Raw genomic sequence first — 21418 nt, 5'->3', positions numbered from 1 at the left:
GTTCACTGTTGTCCGGGGAAGATTGCGGCGCGGCGTTCGGGGTCGGCGAGTACGCCGTGCACCAGCGCACCCAGGTCCATTTCCGGCGGCAGGCTCCGGTAGATCGTCTCGAACACGACGACACCGCCCTCGAGCACCGCGAACCGGGTGGTGCGATACGCGACCTGCCCCCACTCGACCTCGACCGGCCCGTCGAGCTCGATCGTACGACCGTCCACCCGCAAGACCAGCCCTGCACCGTTGCGGTAGAACACGACCTTGGACTCGCCGAGGTCACCGTAGACACCGGCGGGAGCACCCGCCTGCGCGGGCACAGCCTGTAGTGCGCCGGTCGCCGGGTTGAATTCGGCTGACACACCGAACCCGGCGAATGGTTGGACCAGCACCGGGCCCCGCTCGTTCCCGGGCCCACCCCGGAACCGGGCGTATCCGTTCGAACCGCCGGCCTCCCGCTTGCCTGGGCGCGCGGAGCTGCCAACCGGCGGCGCGCCGGGCATGGGCGGCGGGGGCACCGGGGTCATCGGGGCCGCGCCCGCCTGGCCGTTGCCCGGCTGGTCGCCGAGGGACGGATCCTGCGGCTGCTGCTCCTGCTGGGCCGAGGACGGCGGCTGCGCCGCCGGATGCAGCTGGGCATCGTGGGGCGGCGACCATCCGGCGGGATTCGGCATCGGCGCCGCGCCCTGTCCGCTGCCTACCTGGTCACCGCCGTTCGGCTGCCACCGCGACGGGTCAAGTCCGCGCATATCCTGCGGCGCCTGTGCCGCTGTATACACCCCGACGTCGCGCGACGGCGAGCTATCCAGGGGACTCGGCGCGGGTGGTAGTGGTGCGGACGGAGGCACTGGAGCACCTCCCCCGCCGTTGGCCGGCTGGGCGCCCGGGCTCGGCTGCCACGCGGGCGGGTGCTGCGCGTGCCGTTCCTGCGGTGGCTGGGCAAACGGAGTCGAATGCACCGCTGAATGCGGCCCGGGATCCTGGGTCGGCGACCATCCCGCAGAGTTCGGCGCAGACGTCGGTGCCCAAACCACGTCTCCGAGGCCACCGCTTTGCTGGTCACGAAGGTTCGGCTGCCTTTCGGTCGGGACCGGTTCGACCGGAAGCTGCGCGAAGCCAGGAAGGGCCGAGGGTATTGGGTACTCCGGAGATATAGGAGGCTGCGGCGGCAGGGGTGGGTGCCGTGGATCCGGAAGGATCGGGGGCTCTGGAGGCAGAGGGGGCTGCGGAACCGGAGGCATGGGAATTTCCGGTGGTACCGGGTGGTGCGGAGGCACGGGTAGATCCGGAGGTATCGGGGGGACCGGAGGCAGGGGTGGCGGCTCCGAGGGCGCGGGTGGAACAGGGGGAACCGGTGGCATCGGTGGGACCGGGGGCGCGGGAAGCTCCGGCGGCACGGGAAGCTCCGGCGGCACGGGAGGCACCGGCGGCACGGGAGGCACCGGCGGCACGGGAGGCACCGGCGGCACGGGAGGCACCGGCGGCACGGGAGGCACCGGCGGTTCCGTGGGCAGGGGCGGAACCGAGGGCTCCGGAGGCAGAGGCAGATCCGGAGGTATTGGGGGCGTAGGCGGGACCGGAGGCACAGGGGGTACCGGCGGAACCGGAGGCGTGGGTGGCACAGGCGGTACCGGCTCAACCGGAGGCGTAGGCGTAGGCGGAACTGGAGGCGAGGGCGGAACCGGTGGCCGGGGTGGCAGAGGCTGCGGCGGTAGCGGTGGCCGGGGTGGCACGGGAGGCTGGGGTGGCACCGGAGGCTGGGGTGGCACCGGTTGCTTGGGCGGTTGCCATGGTTCTGGGTCGACCGTGTCTATGGGATCGACCTGAGGGAACTCGAACTCTTCGCCATGCGGCAGCTTCGGGATGTGCGAGCGGTAGACCGGTGGGCGTCGACGATGTTCCGGCTCAGCGTGATTGGTCCCCTCGTCGGAGTCACCGTCGTCTGGGGGCCGCTGTGCGTCGTCGTCATCCGCCGACCTATCACCATCATCGCGTGAGTGGCGATCGTCGGCACCGGACGGTTCCCCGCCATCGTCGGAACGACGCTCAGCCTCGTCAGCGGCGCCATCGTCACCGGGCCGCGGCGAGCGGTTCGCCTCATCGTCGGCAGCCGGCGACCGATCGGCATCCGCGTCCACATCGCTCGACGGAGCTTCAGCGGGCGGAATCGGCTGCGAGCCCGCATCCTCGCCGAGCGAGGGAGGCTCGGGCGCATCAGGCGGAATCGGCTGGGGGTCCGTGGTTGCCGGCGCGGGTGTGTTCGGCGGGGTCGAGGGGGGTGGGGCGGGGGTGGGGCCGGGGGCGTCCGGGTTGCCGGGGGTCGAGGGGGTGAGGGCTGCCAGGTCCGGTTGGGCGGGAGGGAGGTCCCGGCCCGAGGCGGAGCGGTCTGGCAAAAGCGGGGTCTGGGTGGGGCGTGTCGGGGTGTAGGGGATGCCTGTGCGCCATTCGGTGAGGGGTGGGCGGTCGGCGTCCCAGTGGTGGCCGAGGCCGATGGCGTAGGCGTTGGCGTCCTGCCAGGTGGCGAGCGGGTTGGCGCGCAGGAACTCGGATTCGGCGAGGGCGTCGCGCAGCAGGATGAAGTCCTGCGGCAGTGGTGCGCCGTTACGCAGGCGATTCCATGCTTCCGCGATATCGGCGAGGCGGTCCATCGGCATCCGCACGAACCGGCCGTTGGGGTCGGCATGGTCGCGGAACAGCAGCTCGGCCTCCATGAGGTGGTGCTTGATCTGCGCGAGCTGAGCAGGAGTGAACACCGGGACGTCGTCGCGCATATGGGCTCCCAGCGCGCCCGCGATCAGCTCCGGGTCGACACCGGCCAGGAGCAGTTCGCGCACGTCCTCGATGGTGTCGCGGATGGCGACGGGATCGTCGGCGGCGAACTGGTCGGCCAATGCTTCGGCAATGCGGTCGATCTCGGCATGCACAGCCCGGATCTGGCTGTCGACGTCACCTGTCGGATCGATCCAGGGGTGCCCGTCGACCAGGTCACGACGCACCCGGTCGACGACCTGACGCGCCCGGTCGACCTGCTGTGCCTGGCGATGTGCCTCGATACCTGCGGCAATGCGGTCCAGATCGTCGGGGTCACGCAGGAACCGTTCGTATTCGGCGTCGGCCCAGTCCTGCACTCGCTGCCACTGCGCGGCTTCCCGATCCCACTGTTGACGAAGAGATTCCGGCACGTCATCGAGGCCGAACAGATGGTCCGCAGCGTCCCACGGCCGGACCATCGGCTGCACATTCCGCTCCGGCGGCGCGAACCACTCATAGTTACGGAACACCGTCCCGAACGGTGGTATCCGCTGCAACCACGGCCGCGCCTGCACCCACCGGCCGATCCACGGATGCCGCTGTATCCATGCCTTCACCGCCGGATGTTTGGGCACCTCGGCCGCCATCAGCAGCAGCCGGACGACGTTGTAGGAGTCGGCACCCCAGTGCTGGCCGAAGATCTGGTTCGGGTCGAGACCGGAGGTGTTGTACAACGTCGGCGCCTGCGGCGCGTTCACCGGCAGCGTGCTCTCGGGGACCTTGCCGTCCGGAACATTATCGGTGGGCAGGGTGATGTCGTTGACGACATCCTCCATGGCCCAGCCGCTCACGCCGTCCGGCGGGTCCTTCCTGACGTACTTCTTGTATCGCTCGGCCTTGGGTTTGCTCGTTTCGCTGGTGTCGCGTCCGGTCTGCCAATCCGGCCTGGTCGGATCGACCCGATGCCAGGTTCCTTCGCCGTCACGCCACGAGGTGATGTCGAGCCGATCGCCGCCGACCCAGCCGGTGCTCAACCGCTCCACGTCGAGCAAACCGAGTTCGTCGACATTGCACACGCCTTCGCGGTCGGCGCGCACCCTGCGCAACTCGACGGTGGTGCCGTCATCCATCATCGACTGCGCCACCAGCGAATTCGTCCGCAATGCGGTGGCGAAGGCGTCGTCGATATCGCTGCGGTGCGGGCGGCCGAGTTCGTCGCGGATGCCGAACACCACGATCCTTGTGGTGTCGCCGTCGACGATGACGCCCACGCGCGGGGTCAGCATCCGGCCGCCTTCACCTTCGATCATCGCTCGCCAGGCGCCCGCGATGCCCGCCATCTCGTCTTGGATGCGGCCGACGAGGTTGTGCGCTCGGTTCACGTCTGTGGCGGCGTCGGCCAGTGCGGCGATATCGCGTAGCAGGGTGCGCGGGCCGTCGCCGGACATACCGGCGAGCACGTCGTACTGTGCGCGGGCGCGCAAGAACGCGATGGTTTCATCGAGCCGGTCCGGTGCGAGCGCGGCCTCGTCGGGACGTCCCTGCTGGTCGACGACGCGCAGCCGCACCGCGAGATCGTCACGCATGGCACGGCGCGGTTTGATCTGATGCAGGGCCTCGGCGCGTTGCCTGGCGAGGCGATCGAGTTCGGCGGCGACTTCGTCCGAGCGCGGCCTGCCCTCCCCGACACCCGCGCGTTCGAGTTCGGCGAGCTGCCGGTCCACGTGATCGGCGGCCGTGTCGAGCCGGTTGCAGGTGCTCGCGGCTTCGGCGAGCTTGGCGATCGCCGAGCGCCGTTCGGCCTGGTCGGCGGCGCTGCGCGGGGTGCGGGTCTGGGTCGGGCCTTCGTCGATGCCACCGGGATGGTCGATGGTGTCTGCGCCCGCCTCGTCGTAGAGCCGCAGGATCGTCGGCTCGAGTCGGTCGCCGCGCAGCGCGGGCTCGTCGACTCGGCCGTCGTCGTCGACGAGACCGTGGCGCATGGCGCGGTCGTCGCGTTTGGCACGCCAGAACTCGCGCTCGCGTGCCAGTTCCTGGCGCTGCTGGACCAGCCGGTCGTACTCGCCCACCGGCGTGACGGAGCGTTCCAGCCGCGCCAGTTCCTCGTCGAGCCGCGTGACATCGGCGTCGGCCTTGTTGAACTCCTCGGCGGCCCGCTCGAGTGCGTCGAGTTCGGCCAGGCGGCGCGGCATGTCGTCGACCCGCATGGTCCGAGCACGCAGCTCGTCCATGGTGGACGGCAGGTTGCCGGGGTTCAGTGCGGCGTAGTCGTCGCGGTTGTCGATGGGCTGACGTTCGGCGCGCATATCGCGGATATCGCGCCACTCCTCCCGCCGCGCCACCGCTTCGGCGCGTTCGGCGGCGAAGCGGTCGTACTCCGCCATGACCTCCGGAGACATCTGGGCGCGCGGGTCGGCGTCGGAGTCCTGGGGCTGGTTGTCCGATCTGTCCTGATCGGGGTCGGATCCGTCGGGGTCGGCGTCCGACCCATCGGAATCGCCATCCGGCTCGGCAGGGCCAGGCGGAAGTTGTGGCGGCTTCTTCGCTCCCCCACCGGATTCCGGGGTCGGCTCAGCGCCTGAGTCAGCGGGCCCCGCCTGCGGGGTCTTGCCCGTACCTGCCGCAGGATTCTTCGGATCATCCGCGCCATCGGGTTCACGATTTTGCTGCGCCGGCTTGCCCTGATCACCGGAACGATCGGAATCGCCCGCGTCGCCCGGCTCGGCGGGGGCAGACGGCGGCTCAGGCTTCTTCGCGCCGGCACCAGATTCCGAGGGCGGCTCGGCGGGTGGCGTCGGTTCCGGTTGATTCTCTGCTCTTCCACTGCGTTCCGGCGACGGCTCGGCGGGCAATGCCTTCGCTTCGCCGGGTGCGGCGGGGGGTTGTGAGGGTGGGGTGTCGCCGGGGGGTGGCGGGGTTGGGTCCGGGTCGTCCCCCGGGCGCCAGGAACCGTCGGGGTTGCGGGGCTGGCGCGGGTCTGGATGTGAGCCTGGGGCGGCGTTGTGGAGATCGTTCGCCAGTTCGGCCAGGTGGCGGATGTCGGTGGCGCACTGGCGGATCTCCGCACGCAACGCCGCCTGGACCTCGGCGAGCTCGGAGGGAGTCAGGCGTTCGTGCAGGTCGAGGCGTCCGTCGCGGAACTTCTGGTACGCCTCGTCCCAGGCGTCGTCGCTCGCGTCGGTGATATCGACGCCGAGGATGCGCAGGTAGTCGCGGCTGGGCCGGCGGGTGGGCGTTTCCGGGACCGGGCCGCTGCCGAGCGGGGCGAAAAGTCCGGTGTCGCCGAGGATGTCGAGCAGGAAGGCGAGCGAAGACGGGTCGTGGACAGGGAGTTCGCTGCCGCCCACACGCGGATCGGCGCTCGGATCACGGTGCAGGTCGCGGGTGTATGGGTCGACGTCGCCGAGTGCGCGCACGAAATCGGTCAGCGCGTCGACGACCGCGGGATGGTCGGCCATCGAGTAGACCATGGCGTTGATCGCCTGTCGCATCCCCGCGGGATCGAGGGTGTCCGGGTCCGGCAGCAGTTCGCTCAGATCGCGAGTGAAGCTCGACCCGTAGAGGCGCTCCGGCGGGACGCCGAGTCGCTGGGCGAGCCGCTGCACCGCCGCATTGACCGCGGTCTTGTCCAGTTCGCGCAGGATCTCGGCGTAGTCCGCCAGGTCCGCCAACTGCTGGAGTCTGCGCTCGTTCGAGGTGCCGGGGTCGGCAATGATCTGCGCGACCAGCTCGGGCGACAGCGCGGGCCGATCGATCTCCATCCGATTCACCAGATGCCCGAGCACATTGTCCAGCGCGTAATAGCGGTCGATCGCGTCGGCGCTGCGGGTGGCGTCGAGCAGGCCTTCGATCTGCGTGGCGCGCAGCACGTTGTCCTGCCACAGCTTGGCGAGTTCATCGGCCCACTGCCGAGGCGTCAGCGAATCGGGGTCGCTGATGCCGAGCTGCCCGGCCAGCGCATTGCGTTCGGCACGAAGGCTTTCTGCGCTGCGCGGGGTTGCGCTCTCGTCGGGCCGCCCCTCGTGCGTCCCGGGGTCGGCGGACCGGTCCCGGTCGGTCGACCCGGATGCTCTGTCGGCTTGGCCGGGCTCCCGATCGACCTGGCCATGAGTACGGTCGGCCGCTGCGGGCGTCGCCTCAGCCTTGCCCGGCGTTCCCTCCGCAGGGACAGGATCGGGCACCACACGCCATTGCCCACCCGGCTCGCGCACCATCGTGACCGCTACCGGACGTCCGTCGATTTCCCCACGGAAAAGCCGGATCTCCGGAGTGTCGAACTGAACGATGTGGACGATGCCGTCGCGATCCAGGAAGGCGCCGTGGAACTCGACGTCGACTTCGCCACGGTCGATCCGCCCGGCCAAGTCGGGGTCGCGGGCCAACTCGCCCGCGATTGCCGCCTCGTGTTCGCCCCTGCCGTTGACGACGATGATGCGCGGCGGCTCTCCCGGAACCCGAACCACGCGGTCGGTGGAGTCGGCGGCGAGGAAATCACGGACCCGATCGGTGAACTCCCCGACCAGATCGGCGCGGGCGGGCAGTTCGTCGCGCAGCGCGGCAATGGTCTCCTCCAGCCGCTTCGACGGTGACAGCTCATCGATGCCGACGCCGAGCAATTGCGCCCACACGCCACGCTCATCGCGAAGCTGCTCGCGCCGCAACGCGTCCTGAAAGTGCAGGCTGTTGCCCTTGTCCCGCTCCTGCGGCACCTCAGGACCCCAATCCAGGCCCGGCTCACCGCCGTTGTTGACGCCCTCCCATTCCAGCATCTCGGTGCGTTCACCACGGGCGCGCGCCCGATCGATCAGCGAGCGGCCGAGCGGATCCTCGTCGAAGAAGCTGGTGGATTCGCCGTACGGGACGGCGTCGTTTTCGGCGTTGTAGCGCCGGGACGCGGCATAGAGGCCCTCGATGGCACCGGCGCGGCGCATGAACGCGTACCGCGCGTCGGCGACTGCCCGGCGCAGCGTCGCCGGTTCCACATCGGGCAGGCGCAGGTCTAGCAGACCGGCCAGCCGACGTAGCTCGGCGGCATCTGCGGCGCGCATCCGCAGGTTGTCGGCGAGGTCGCGCGCCCAATCCGACAGCGGCTCACCACCTTCGAGCTGTCCGGCCGGGTCGGCTGGGTCGCCGGGTGGCAGTTCCGCACGGATCGGTGGTTCGCCACCGTCGAGTCCGGCCAGTTCCAGATCCGCCTGCATTTCGCGCAGCACCTTCGGATCCGGCTCGTCGATCCACGGCGCGTACTCCCCGCCGTCCGGGGTGAGAATCGGTGCCACATCGCCGGTGCGAGTGGGCAGTCGGCCGGTGAAGTAGCGCGCGAACGGTAGGTATTCCCGGCTCTTCCACATCGTGACGCCCTCTTTGAGGATGCGGGCCGGGTTGAACTTGGTGGTGAGCTCCTCGGTCGGTGAACCACCCGGTGTCGCAGGCGGTTTCGTACTGGTGAGGTCGATCGGAAGGTAGCCGTGACCGAGGAACGACTGACCCGCGCCGTCGACGCCGGAACCGGACGGATACTTCGGGTTCGCGCCGCCGTACCCGCCGCGCAGAGCGTCCCACACGCGACGCAGCCAGGACTTCTTCTTCTCGATCGCCTTCGGCTCGGGCCGATCGGGCCGTTCGGCCGTCGGGCGTAGGCGCTCCGGAGCCTCCACCCGCCAGCCGCCGTTGCCGTCGTCGACCAGGCGGACGGGGACCCGGTCACCGTCGACGGTGATGACGTAGCGGCGCCCGCCCGTCTCGCCGGCCTGTTCCTGCCTGTCCGCGAGGACCGCATCGGCCAGATCATCGATGTCGGTGATGCGGCGCAGCACGTCGCCGCGGAGCCGGTCGATCGTCTGATCGGGCCGGTCGGTGAGGTCGCCGAGATCGACGTCCAGACAGCCGGCCCACCGATCCCGTTCGGCGGTGGCGGCGGCAACGTCATCGGGATCGGTGACGCCATCGAGCCGGGCGACCGCATCGGCGAGGGCTTCGACGACCGCCGCCCGCACCAGGTTGCGGTACTGCTCGGCGGTGACGGTGCCGGGCAGCCGCGCGGTATCGAGATCATCGGCGCCGAGTCGGTACCTGCGGGCCAGCTCGGAGGCGACCTCGGCAATCGGATTGACCTCGGGCATCAACACATTGCCGCTGCGCGGGACACCCTCGCCTACCGGCTCGTGGGCGAGAGCCGGTGGAGCCTGACCCTCCGGCGGGAACCACAGGCCGGGATGGTCGGGTGCCGGATACTTGAAGTCCTCGGGGAACCGCATCGGACGCAACGGGCCCGCGTCCGGATTCAACGCCGCATCCAGGAAGCCGTGCACCTGCGCCAGCTCGGCCAGTTCGGCCAGCGCACCCAGCGGATCGGGGTGCCGCGTCAGCCGCTCCCCCAACCCGAGCAGCTCCGCCAACCGAGCCACATGCGCCCGATCCCGATCCGATAGCGACACCGGATCGGCCTGGTTCCGCAGCGCGACCTCCCGCAGGAAATCCACCACATCAGCAAACGGTCGATCGGCCCAATTCTGCTCGGGCGCACCATGCTGCGCGTCCCCGTCGGCATTCGGCACATCTGCGGGCGGCGATCCCGGTTCCGAATCTCCGGGCGATGGGGCCGGCAGGTTCGGCTCCGCTGCCTGGTGCGCCGTCGGGGGGTGCGAGGGCGGCGGTGGGTACGAGGGTCGCGGTGGGTGCGAGGGCGGCGGTGGCAGCGGCGCAGCGTCCTCTGCCAGCGTATGGATTGCGGTATCGCGCAACCACTGGACGCGTTCCTCGGCCATGCGGGCGGACCATTCGGCCTGGTCGGCGTATAGGCCTGCCCACGGGTCGTCGGGGTGGGCGTCCGCCTGGGCACGCAGGAAGGCGGCGTGTTCGGCCGCCATCCCGGCCTCCCATTCGGCTTGGATGATCTGCTGCCGCTCGTACCACGCCGACGGGGTCCGCTCGGGCCCAGCGGGTTTCGTCGGGTCGCTGCCGTCGCCGGCGGAACCGTCGCCGGAATCGCCATCACCCGGATCACTCGGCGGCGACGGCGGTTTCGGTGGACCGGAGGGCGGACCGCCCGGTGGCGGCGGGTTGCCGCCCGCGCCCGAACCCGCGGGGCTCGAGCCCGAATTGTCCGGTGCTCCTCCCTCGGACTTCCCGCCGGTCGGGCCCGAGATCGGATGCGGCGGGCTGCCTGCGGTCGCCTGCGCTGCCCGCATCGCGCGAGCGAATTCGTCGGTGAGGCGGACGAGGTCGTTGATGCGCTCGGCGCGGTCGCGCACCTCGTTGCGTAGGGCGGTGAGTTCGGCGGCCAGCTGCTCCGGAGTGAGCCCCTCGTGCTTGTCGATCCGGCCGTCGCGATAGGCCTCGTACACCTTGCGGAAGGTGGCGTCGTCGGCATCGGTGATATCGACGCCGACGATGCGGGCCCAATCGCGGTTGGCCGTCGGTCGTCGTGCCGGATCATTGCTGGGCAGCGGCCCGCTATCGGGTCGACGAGCCGCGTCGGCGACAGCGCGCGCGAAATCGTCTGCCCCGCAGGTACGCACCGCATCGGCAATGATCTCGCGCAATGCTGTCATCGAGTCCCGATCGTGCATCGGGAACCTACCGTCGACAACGCGCGGATCGGCACCGACGTCACCGCGCGCCACACCGGCATAGGGATCGACGTTCAGCAGGGCGTTCGCGTATTCGGTGAGCGCGGAGTTCACCAGATCGCGGTGCCCGGCCCGTTCCAGCATCCGGATCAGCTTGTGGAGCTTCCTCGGCGACAGACCCGTCGGGTCGACGGCGAAGACACGCTTTCCATCCGGACCGTCGACCCGTCCGGGCGGAAGCAGCGCGGCGATCGTGCGCGAGACGCCGGCCCGCTCGGCGAACGTCGCCCGGGTGAGGCGCCGCGCGGCATCGTCGAGCACCAGTCGCTCCGCCAGCCGGTCACGGGCGGCGTCGACCGCCGCCGAGTTCACTTCGCGCAGTTGTTTGGCGTAGGCGGCAAGATCGGTGAGCTGTTGGGTGCGCAGGGCCCGGCGCTGGGTGGTGTCGCCGAGTGCGGCGGCCATCGTGTCGCCGGTGAGCTCGGCTTGTGGGATGCCGAGCCTGGTGGCCAGCCTGCTGCGGGCGTCACCGACCTCGTGGAAGGTCTGGATGTCGTTGGCCGAGCGGGTGAAGTCGGCGAGGCCTTCGATCTGCGCGGCCCGCACCGCATTGTCGAGCTTCTGATCCGCGACGGTCCGGTCGATCACGTCCGGATGCACATCGGCCGGGCCGAGGCCGAGTTCGTGCATCACCCGGATCAGGTCGGCGAGGACCTCCTCCCGCGGACGCGGTGCGGTGGTCGCGGGTTCGGCGTCTTCGGATGTCGCGGTGGGTGGCGCGTCCGATTCGGGCACCGCACGCCATGGGCCGTCATCCTCGCGGACCAAGGTCACGTTGAGCTCGCGGCCGTCGACCGTTTCCTGCCGGTGCAGGACGTGCGGGGTGTCGATGGGATCGAGATGGGTGCGGCCGGTCCAATCGGTACGGGCGGCCCGGTAGTCGACGATCAGGCGACCGTCGGCGAGGTCGCGGACGAGCTGCGGGTCGGCGGCGAGCGTGTCCGCGAGCACCTGATGCCTGCTGCGGTCGCCGTCGACAATGACCAAGCGGTCCGGACCGTCCGGCATCGGAATGCGCACGGCCTGATCACCGAGCGAATCGCCGACCAGTTCACCCTCATCGGCCTCCGGGAAACGCTGGCGCGCCGAGTCGGCGAATTCGGCCACTCGATCCGCACGCGCGATATTGGCGTCCCGCAACGCGTTCAGGGTGTCGTCCACCAGGTCGCGGGCGAGCTGACGCACATCGAGGTCACGCATGGCCGCCCAGGTGGCCAGCTCATCGCGCAACTGGTCGCGGCGCAGGGCGTGTTCGAAGAATTTGCGCAGACCTTCGTCGCGGCCGAGTTCGTCGCCGTCGCCCCATTCCGGCAGCGGATCGGCACCGTTGCCGATCGGCACGGTGTCCAGCAGGCCTAGATGATGGCCGAATGCCGCGATGATCTCGTTGCGGAAGCGCCCCATCGGGTTCTGGTCGATGAAGCTGACCGCGCCGACGAACGGGACGGCACGACCTGCCGGATCGGGTTCGGCGAAACGGTTCGGGCGCGGGCCGTCGTCGTTGTCGTCGTACTCGTCGAGGTAGTCGTCATCGTCGAGGAAATCATCGGTGTCGTCATCGGGGCGCCGCTGCGGCCCATCGAGCTGGGCCGGGTCCGGCCTTCGATCCAGTCCCGGTGCGCCGTCATCGGTGGTGCCGTCGAAATCCGCTCTGGTGAACGGGAGGGTCTGCTCCTCGTGGAGACGCTGAGCGGCGGCGGCGAGGCCCTCGATCGCGGCGGCCGCGCGCACCACCCGGTACTGGTGCTCGTCGATGAGGTCGCGCAGGGTCTGGTGGCTCTCGTCGGGTAGTTCGACGTCGAGCAGGCGGCGCGCCGCATCCGTGAGCGATTCGTCTTCCGGGGGTGGGTCCGCGGGTTCGGCCTGCTGGGTGCCGGCCGGTGGTTCGTCGGCGAGACGTTCGGCTTCCTCGGCGGTGATGAGGTCGCGGTCGCGCAGAGCATCGATGATCCGTTGCCGCTGTTCGGCATTCGCGCCGGTGAATACCTTCCGTAGTTTGCGCAGCGCTTCCTCGGGGGTGATGCGCTCGACGTCGAGATCCGAGATGATCTGCCGGCGAGCGGCATCCGGGTCCGCGTCGGTCAGCTCCGGCTCATACTCGCCGTCCGGTGTCCGCATCGGCAGGTGCTCACCCGCGACATCGCGCATGCGTCCGGACAGCTCACCGAAGATCGGGATCATCTCACGGTTCTGGAACCAGACCGGGGCCTGCTGGGCGAGCCGCAGCAGCGTCGGATCCGGTGGGCCCGCCTCGGGCGGCGCATCGAAACGCGGGATATCGGACGGCGGCGGAGGCGGTGCCGTCGGTGGCGGCGGACCCATCAGATCCGCAGCACCGGTGACGCCATCGCGGATAGCAGCCTGACCGGCCGAGTCGCCCACCGGAGAGCCGGAAGGAGACTTCGGCTGCGGCTCACGCCCCGGCATCATTTCCCGGACCGCATCCCATTCGCGACGCATCCGCGACCGGGTGTCGACGGCATCGGGATCGGCGCGCTCGGGGACTACTCGCCACCGGTCCGGGCCGTCCGGGCGGACGTCGACCCGCACCTGCTGACCATCGACGTCGATGGTCACCTGAGGGGGCGGGTCTATCGCATCGGGATCGACCGCACCGTCGCTATCCGAACCCTCAGGCGGTGCGGAGTTTGCCGGATCCGAATCGCCGGGCGAACGAGGAGATGCATCTATCCGATCGGATCCGGCAACTCCTGGATCGCTCGCACCCGACGGGTTCTCGGCCGAACTGATCAACAGGTCGCGCAGAATGCGTACCGGTGTGTTCGCGTTGGCCGGGCCGCCGACGACATATTCAGCGAGCGCCTCGGCCAGAGCCTCCCCGGGGCGGAGCATGCCGTCGTCGTCGAGGCTGTAACCGCTGAGCTGGCGCAACCATTCACCGAAATCGCCGTTCGGGTCTTCCGTGGCCCGCCTGAGCAGCAACCCTTCGGCTTGCTGCCTGGCTGCGCCACCACCGCCGTAGTCGAGCGCGTGGCCGTACTCGTGCACCGCGACGAAGTACACCGGCCGGCGCAGAATCGTCTGGGTGAACTGGCCGTTGGCGATGCCGGCGCGAGCCTGTTCACGGAATCCGTATGCGCTGGTGGCGAGGTCGTAGTTGAGGGTGATCGACTCGGAGAAGACCGCACCGGTGGTGTGGTCGATCCGGCCGGCGGTTTCGCCGAGCACACCGTAGCTGAGCTCGCCGATGCCGACCGAGCGCAGATCCACCTGCGGATGCTGTGCGTACATATCGGTGATGCCCCTGGCGAACTCGCGCACCACCTGGGCGTTGAGCCACGGTAGATCGAAGCCGAAGACGTCGAAATCGGGATTGCCTGTCGCCTCGCGCATCAGATCCCGCAGCCGTTCCCCCACTTCTGGCGGATCGAGGTTCGACCATTCGTCCGTGCCGGTGACACCGAGGATGTCGGCATCGAGGTCGGCGATGCCGACGTCCTCGGTGGGTGGGCGCAACTGCTCCGGTCCCGATCCTGTGGACATGCGGTCCGAGTCCTCGGCATTCCCCAGCCGATCCGCATCGCCCGGTAGCGAATCCCCGCGCCTGGCATCCTTTCCACCGACCGCGGTATCCGTCAGCAGGTCATAGGCCCGGCCCACCGCGTCGTTGACGTTGCCGCGTCCATTGAGCACGACATCGACAAAGGCTTCGGCCAGCGCCTCACCCGGATCGAGGTCACCGGCCTTGTCGAAGCTGTAGCCGGTGAGCTGACTACGCAGCCAGTCGTCGTAGCTGTCGACGGTGCCCGCGCCCAGCCGGTTGTTGACGTAGAGCTCGATGAGCTCGTCGTCGAGTGCCAGGCGCGCGGCGCGCCTGCCCGCGTAGTCGACCGCGTGCCCGAACTCGTGCACGGCGGCGGCATACACCGGGCGACGCATAACCGACGGGTGGAACCGGCCTGCGTCGACGCGCTCGCCCATCCACTGCCGGAACGCTGTCCCGTCCGCGGCGTAGCGGCTGCTGAGCGTGATCGAGTCGGCGCGCATCGCACCGGTGGCGGGATCGGTGAAGGGCCGGGTCAATCCGATCAGGCCGGCAGACAGATCACCGATGCCGATGCGGCGCACATCGACCTGCGGGTGACGTCGGGCCATATCGACCATGGCCCTGGCGAATTCACGCGCCACGTCGGCATCCAGTTCCGGGCGGTCGAAGCCGAATACTTCCAGATCGGGGTTGTCGAGCAACCGCCTCAGCTGGTCACGCATGCGTTCGCCGACCTCGGCCGGGGGCAGGGCCGTCCACTCGTCGGCGCTCGGCCCACCGAGCGGGCCGGTATCGCGTGTCGTGTTCGACGGCGTCTGGTCCCCGTCGGAGAGCCCGTCGGCGTTGTCGCGGCTGTCGGTGTCGCCGAGGTAATCGGGGCGCTGCCCGATCCGGGCGTCGTCGTCGGCACGGCGGACAGCGCCATCGGCCCCCCGCGCCCGACCCGGCCCACCGCCCACGTGGTCGGTGGTCGAGCCCTCCCGGTCCGCCGCCGGGGTCGCCGCATCGATCCCACCGACCACATCGATATCGACCGGTACGCCAGACCGGTCGAGCCGGAACCTGCTCACCGTGACCTCGCCGGTCTCGGAGGTGTGCGCGAGGTGGTACTCGAATGTCAGGGTGCGGTCACGGTGGGCGCGCAGCAGTTCTTCTCTGGCCGCTGTCAGCTCGCGGCCTTCGGGGCTATCGGGATCGATGCCGCGAGCCCGCATCTGTTCCGGAGTTTCGCTGAGTATCGTGGCCAGGTTCTGGTCGATCGCAACGGTGCGGCGCAGATATTCTGGTGAACCCTGTTGTGCACTGGCAGTTTTCGAACCCCCGAGGATCGATCCGACGCCCTTGGCCTCGACCACCACCAGTTTCGGCGGATTGCCGTCTGTCCCTGGCACCAGGACCGCGATATCGACGACGTTCGCACCGTCGAAGGCGCCGTCGAACGGAGTGATCTGGACAGCGCCCGGACGCAGTGCCGGATCCATGGCGAAGGCGGTTCCGCCGAGCTCGCCGAGCAGTTTGGAGGTGGCGACCATCTGCCGGCCGAGCGTGTTGTACTTGTCGGCTCGAGTACGCAGGTCGTGCAGATCTTTCAGTCGCTGTGCCCGATCGGTGTCCGACAGCGACTGATCGGCCAGGATCTTGCGCTGCTGGCTTTGCATTTCGGCGCCGAGCCGTTTCGGCGCGAGATCATGGATATCAGTGATGCCGAAGGACGCCATCGGGCCGCGCATCGCGACCCGCACGAGGTCCCGCTGGGTTTGCAACGCGAGCCGGTCGGCCGAGGCCTGCGCCAGCTGGTCACCGATTTCCGGGTCTGTGACCTGATAGGTCGTTTCGGGGCCTCGCTGCGCCTGGTGGAGATACCCGGCGGCGACGAGCACATCCGGAATCCATCCGTGGGGACCGCGCAGCTGAAAATTCTTGTCACGAAACGTGTTCGGCCGGTCGATCTTGTGATGCCAGGTGCCATCTGGATCGCGATACGAGTCGGCGCGATCACCTGTCCGGTGCAGGAATCCGTCGTTGCCGACGAACATGCCCGCCGGCACCGGCTCGCCGGCCGGATGCGGCTGACGCGCCGCAGGAGCCGTATCACCCGGCTGCCCGACCCGATTGCCGGAATCGCCCTCGGTGCCCGCAGGCACGGTGTCACCGAGCGGTTCGACCGGAGTGGCGTCCGCACCGTACAGAACGGCGCGCACCTCACGGACCTCACGCGGCAACGTAGGCGGGAAGCCCTCGACACGACCCGCGCCCGGGTCGCGCACCACGATGGTGCCGTTCTCATTGACCAGCGCATACGCGTGCGCGCCGACCCGATATCGGTCGGTGGCGCCCGCATAGTTGTCCACCACCAGCGCCGAGGCGCCGTCGCCGAGCGCGAGCAGCCGGTCCGCGATGGACTGGTGACCGTCGAAGGGTCGCAGCCGTCCGCCTGCCGCCGCTTCGACCTCCGCGGCCGACATGCCGTCCGGGCCGATCAGACGCGTCGGCGGAGTGATCGCGTCGATTCCGATCAGATCTTTGAGCAGGCGCAGCGCCAACTCGGCGCACCGCCCCCGGCGCGAGGCGTCGCCTGCGTGATGCGCGCCCGCATCGTCTACCAGCTGGTAGATGAGGCCGTCGGTATCGCGGATGGTGATACCGAGCCGCTCTGCGGCCGCGAGCACCGCGGGCGGCGGATCGGTGTGCTGTGGCGGCACTTCCAGCACGAGTTCGCCGCGGATCGGCCGGGTCAGATCGGTGCCGGGGAGCTCGGCGCGGCTGTGCGGAGTATCGCGGATGGTAAGTCCGGGCTGGTGGCTGCTTGCCAGATCCGTCAGGTAGGCGCGAGCGGTCTGCGGGGTGACCTCGGCGAGCTGGATGTCTCTGCGCGCGACGATTTCGGTATCGGGAATATAGGAATCCATCCGGCGCCCGTTGCTCAGCGGCAGATCGTTGCCGCCGCGCGCGGGGTTGATCGGATCGCTCGACTCGTTGGCCGTCCGGCCGTTGCCGATCCGGTCCCAGAGCGCGGCAGGCATGTCCTCGGGCCGTTCCGGTCGCCCGGCATCCGTGCGCGGGGTGCGCGGGGCATCGCCCGACCGGTCCGTGACCGGGGCTTCGTCGCGCTGGCCGATGCGGTTGATGCCGCGGTTGTCGTCGCGACCCGGACCGGGAGTCGAGAGATCCGGGGGCGGGATGACGAACATCGGGGCCGGTGGGGGCGTGGATTCGTCGGCGTTGCCCGGCTCCAACCGGCCCGCGGGCTCGCCTTGGACGGCGTCCGCGTCGCCGCGGGCACCGGCTTGAAGGCCGGGCTGGTGAGTATCGCCGACGACGCCCGCCCGATCGGCGGCACCGGCCCGCCCCTCCGGAGGCGCGGCCTGCTCGTCTGGTGCCGGGGCGACGGCCTCGGGGTCTCCAGCGCGAGGAGTACCCGGGCTGTCGACGTCGCCCGCTGATGTCCGGTCCGTTCCGGAACCCACCGGCGCATCCCCGGATGGCACCCGGCTATCAACAGGCGAAGCAGCTCGCGAAGGGCTGGAAGAGGAAGCCCCACTGCGTGTTTCGCCACCGGACTGCGACTGCCCCGCAGTGGGCGCCGGGTTCTGGGCAGGCGCACCGGTCACAGGTGTCGCAGGCGCGGGCGCTGCTGCGGCCGGTATCGGCTCACCGGTCTGGACTTCCCCGTCCGAGATTCCACCGTCGCCGTGCTGCGCGGGCACGATGCCCGGGTCTCCGTGGAACCCGATGACACCGTCGTCACCGGCTCGCTGCTGCGCCTGCAACCCGCCGTCGGCCGGGACACCGTCATTGCCCGACTGCGCGGCACCCGCTCGGCTCTCACCAGAGCGATCGCCCGCCCCATCGCCGCCGTCGCCACGGGACGCGTCTGCGGCCCGGCCCGAATCGCCGCGACCTTCGTTCTCGCCGCGACCGCCGTCGGCGGCGTCTGTCCGCGAGTCGCCGCCTTCGCCGCGCCGTTCGCCGTCGCCTGGCGCCGGCCTCGAACCGTCGTCGGTGCGGTGGTCGTCGCTGCCACGAGCAGGCGAGGAGCCATCCTCACCCGAGCTTCCCGGCCGATCGGCCGAACGGTTGTCGCTGCTCGGACCGCTGCCCGAATTGCTGGGCCCCGCGCCACTGGGCTGTGTTGCACCGGGGTCGGCTCTACCAGGTGTCGACGGCCCGGTGCCGGGACCAGTTCCGCCGGGCCGTGTCGGTTCGGGGCCGGGATTCGTCCCGCCAGGACCGAATCCACCTCTGCCGGGGTCGCTTCCACCGAAGATCACCGCATCGATCCGGGTCTGGAAACTGTTTCCGTTGAACAGGCCGGGCCGATGGTTCTGCCAGAATTGGTTCGCCCGCGCCTTGTTCGCACCGCTCATCGCGCCATTGGAGACACCTGCCGTGATGACCCGCGGATCGAAGTTGTTCAGCGCATTGCCGAGATTCTCGTTCGCCTTGTCCCAGCCGTGCTGAGCCCAATCGAACCCGAATTGCGCACCGAGACTCGCGCCGTAGCCCGCCACCGCCCCGGCCAGTCCCGCCCCCGCGCCGGTGATCATCCCGTTCATGACGTTGTTCACCCGCGGCGGGCGAATCATGGTGCCGTCGGGGCCGAATCGCCCACCGAGCCCACGGCTGATGCGGTTGGCGAGCGGCCCGGCCGCGGCACCGCCCGCCGCGGAGCTGATGGCCGTCACGCCGACCTGGGTCCAGTCGACCTTGTCGCGGTGCCCCTGCGACACCTGATAGGCCTGGATGCCGAGATCCTGGCCGGTGCCGATGATGGTGTCGATGGCGACGTGGCGCACCATGAACTGCAGGAACTTCTTGCGGGCCAGCGCAAGCACCATGCTGCGGATGGCAGCCATGACGCGCTGGGAGATGACTCGCGCGGCGATCCGGGTGAGCGCGATGGCCGCGGCCTGCACCGCCGGTGCAGTGGGCGGGAAGATCCAGGCCGCCGCGAGTTCGGCCGCCAGCAGGATCAGCGACGAGATGAACATGAGCTTGGCATATTCGATCTCGGTGCCCATTTTGTCGGCGGACTCGCCCATGCTCTCGAGTCCCTCGATCAACTGCTCGAGCGAACCCTTGTCATGACCTTCGGTCGCATACAGCATCGAATCGAAGGCTTTGGCGATCTCCGCTGGCGCCTCACCCGCCGGGTAGGCGTTCAGAGACGCCGTTTTGGCCGCGCGGACGTCGGCGATGACGTCCTCGAGGTCCTTGGCAGCTTTGCGCCAGTCCTCGGCGAGCAGCCACATATTGTCTTCGTTGCCGTCGGGCCACTCGCTGCCGACAACCCATCCCAGGACGCTGGGAAAATCAATCGCCATCGCGCGCCCAGGTCAGCTCACCAGCCGGAAGCGGTGACTCCACCGTCCTCGTCCGGCTTGTTCAACACCTCGGCATTGTCGAATTCCGGTGCGGTGCTGCCATCTTCGACCAGCGCACGGTTGCGCGCGGCAGGCGAGGCGGTAGACGCGCGCTGCGGCGTAGGCAGGTGCCCGGTGAGGTCCGGCATACCGTCGATGAGGTCGGACAGTTTCGGCAATCGCGCCCGCCTGTCGTCGAGCGGGCTCATCAGCTGCTGACCCTTGCGCATCACCTCGGCGGTCGCCTTCTGCGCCGCTTCGGTGACGGCGGCGGCGATCTCGGGGTAGGTCAGCTCCTCGATATTCGGACCGAATTTGGTCTCGATGACGGCGCCGTCGGCGTTCACGGTGACGGTGACACGCTTACGCCGGACGGTCGCGCTTGCGGTGAGTTGATTGCGCTCGTCCTGGATGCGCGCGATCTCCCGGAACTGCTGGGTGACCTCGTCGACCAGACCGGCCAGCTGGGCCTTCGCTTGTTCGTTCGCCATCGGCTCAGCGGCTCCCGATCACTGGAAGCTGTCTTCGTTGCCGCGTTCCATTTTGTTCAACGCGATCACGGTTTGCGCCTGGCCGCTGCGGAAGTTGTTGAACGAGTTGACGACATTGTCCAGATTGCCGGTCAAGCTCTCGCGAGCGGCGAAATACCCGTTCTCGCCGTCGGTGAACGACGCACCCATCTTGTCGTTGCCCCACGGCGTGCCACGCGAGGCGATCGAGGTCTGCAGCCCGTCGAGGATGCCCTGCACCTTGTCGCGCACCCCACCGGTCTTCTCCGCGGCGCGACGGAAATCGTCGGGATCGACATCGACCTTGTCGGCACCCATGCTCGCTCCTCACCGCCCGTGCGGGCCCCGCACTCCGTCTGCTCGTCTGCGACTGTGGCAGCCGATCACGAATCACGCGTTGCGCCTAGTTGAATCGGAGGTGGCGCCGCGGTGGCACGCGGGTACGCCGACCTCAGCGATCCCGGCGGGCGATCGAGGTCCAGTCGCCGAACGCCGGGACCGGCTCCCAGTTGAGGTCGACGCGCACATCGTGGAAGTCGGTGACGCGCCGCTGCTGTTCGCGACCGTCGCGCACAGTACGCCGCACCACACCATCGGCGCGATAGGCCAGCACGTCGACCATGTCGGCTTCGGAAATACTGCGCGCGTCGGCCGTTCCGAATCCCCAGCGGGTGACCACCCCCATGAACATGCGCTCGTCGTCGACAGCACGGAAGTCGTAGGCCAAGGCTTGCCTGCCCTGTTCGTCGAGGAAGTTCGTGGTGATGTGCCGGTTGCCGCGGGCCACCTCGAGGATCGCTCCGGGTGCGGTCTCTTCACCGAGGACGACGGTGTACCACTGCCCTGCCGCGTCGAGTTCGCGTGCCTGGTCCGCGGTCAGCACGTCCATCGCCCGCGCACGGCGGAAGTTCCACCGACGGCAGTAGGCCACCAGCACCGCGCACCTCCTCGTTCCCCGCTCCGGTCCATGGCCGCAGACACGGTGTCGCGTCCGAGAACAGCAGACCATTCCACCGGAGCAGGCGCCCTGGTCTGAGCTGCTGCCGCGATCACGATGCCGGGTGCGGTCGAATGCCCGGTGTCGCGGACATGAACGGCGGGTGCCCCGACCGGCCTGCAATGATGGCCGACGTGCGAGTCCTGTTGCAGCGTGTGACATCGGCCGAGGTGACCGTCGACGGCGAGACCGTCGGAAGGATCGATCCCGGAGCTCACGCAGCGCCGCATGGCCTGGTGGCGCTGGTCGGCATCACCCACGACGACACCGAGACCAATGTCGCAGCCATGGCCGACAAGCTGTGGCGACTGCGCGTCCTCGACGGTGAGCGCAGTGCCGCGGACCTCGACGCGCCGATCCTGGTCGTCAGCCAGTTCACCCTGTACGCCGACACCAGCAAGGGGCGGCGTCCGTCCTGGTCCGCGGCCGCGCCAGGACCGGTGGCCGAACCGCTGGTCGACCATTTCGCCGACTCGCTGCGCGCCCTCGGTGCCACCGTAGCCACCGGCCGCTTCGGTGCGCATATGCACATCGACCTCACCAACGACGGTCCGGTCACCCTCCTCCTGGAAGGCTGACACCGAAGCGACCTCGGATGGCGTCGAACTATCGTTGTCGCACAGGCGAATTCGGCAAACACCTATTTCTCGAGGCATGACGAAGGC

The 21418-nt window shown here is 69.4% G+C and carries 5 protein-coding genes; 1 reads left to right on the top strand and 4 read right to left on the bottom strand.

The window, feature by feature from the left end:
• Positions 1–2: 2 nt before the first annotated feature.
• The 4 genes from ACFXNW_RS06015 to ACFXNW_RS06000 form a co-directional block, all read right to left on the bottom strand.
• Positions 3–19208 (bottom strand): hypothetical protein, encoded by a 19206-nt coding sequence (locus ACFXNW_RS06015; RefSeq protein ID WP_379416197.1) that lies wholly within the window; start codon positions 19206–19208, stop codon positions 3–5.
• A gap of 17 nt (positions 19209–19225) precedes the next feature.
• A complete protein-coding gene (locus tag ACFXNW_RS06010; RefSeq protein WP_379416196.1) occupies positions 19226–19738 on the bottom strand; it encodes a YbaB/EbfC family nucleoid-associated protein in 513 nt (170 codons plus the stop codon).
• A gap of 18 nt (positions 19739–19756) precedes the next feature.
• Positions 19757–20074, bottom strand: a complete 318-nt coding sequence (locus tag ACFXNW_RS06005) for a hypothetical protein (protein ID WP_379416195.1) — start codon at positions 20072–20074, stop codon at positions 19757–19759.
• A gap of 133 nt (positions 20075–20207) precedes the next feature.
• The gene (locus tag ACFXNW_RS06000) at positions 20208–20693 is read right to left on the bottom strand and encodes a hypothetical protein (RefSeq protein ID WP_379416194.1); all 486 of its coding nucleotides are present in this window, start codon (positions 20691–20693) and stop codon (positions 20208–20210) included.
• Positions 20694–20887: 194 nt separating this feature from the next.
• Here ACFXNW_RS06000 and dtd point away from each other — a divergent pair, with 194 nt between their 5' ends.
• Positions 20888–21331 (top strand): D-aminoacyl-tRNA deacylase, encoded by a 444-nt coding sequence (gene dtd, locus ACFXNW_RS05995; protein WP_379416319.1) that lies wholly within the window; start codon positions 20888–20890, stop codon positions 21329–21331.
• Positions 21332–21418 lie beyond the last annotated feature (87 nt).

The organism is Nocardia sp. NPDC059180, assembly GCF_042754945.1.
Taxonomy (GTDB): Bacteria; Actinomycetota; Actinomycetes; order Mycobacteriales; family Mycobacteriaceae; genus Nocardia.
This window is presented reverse-complemented; position numbering and strand designations above follow the sequence as displayed.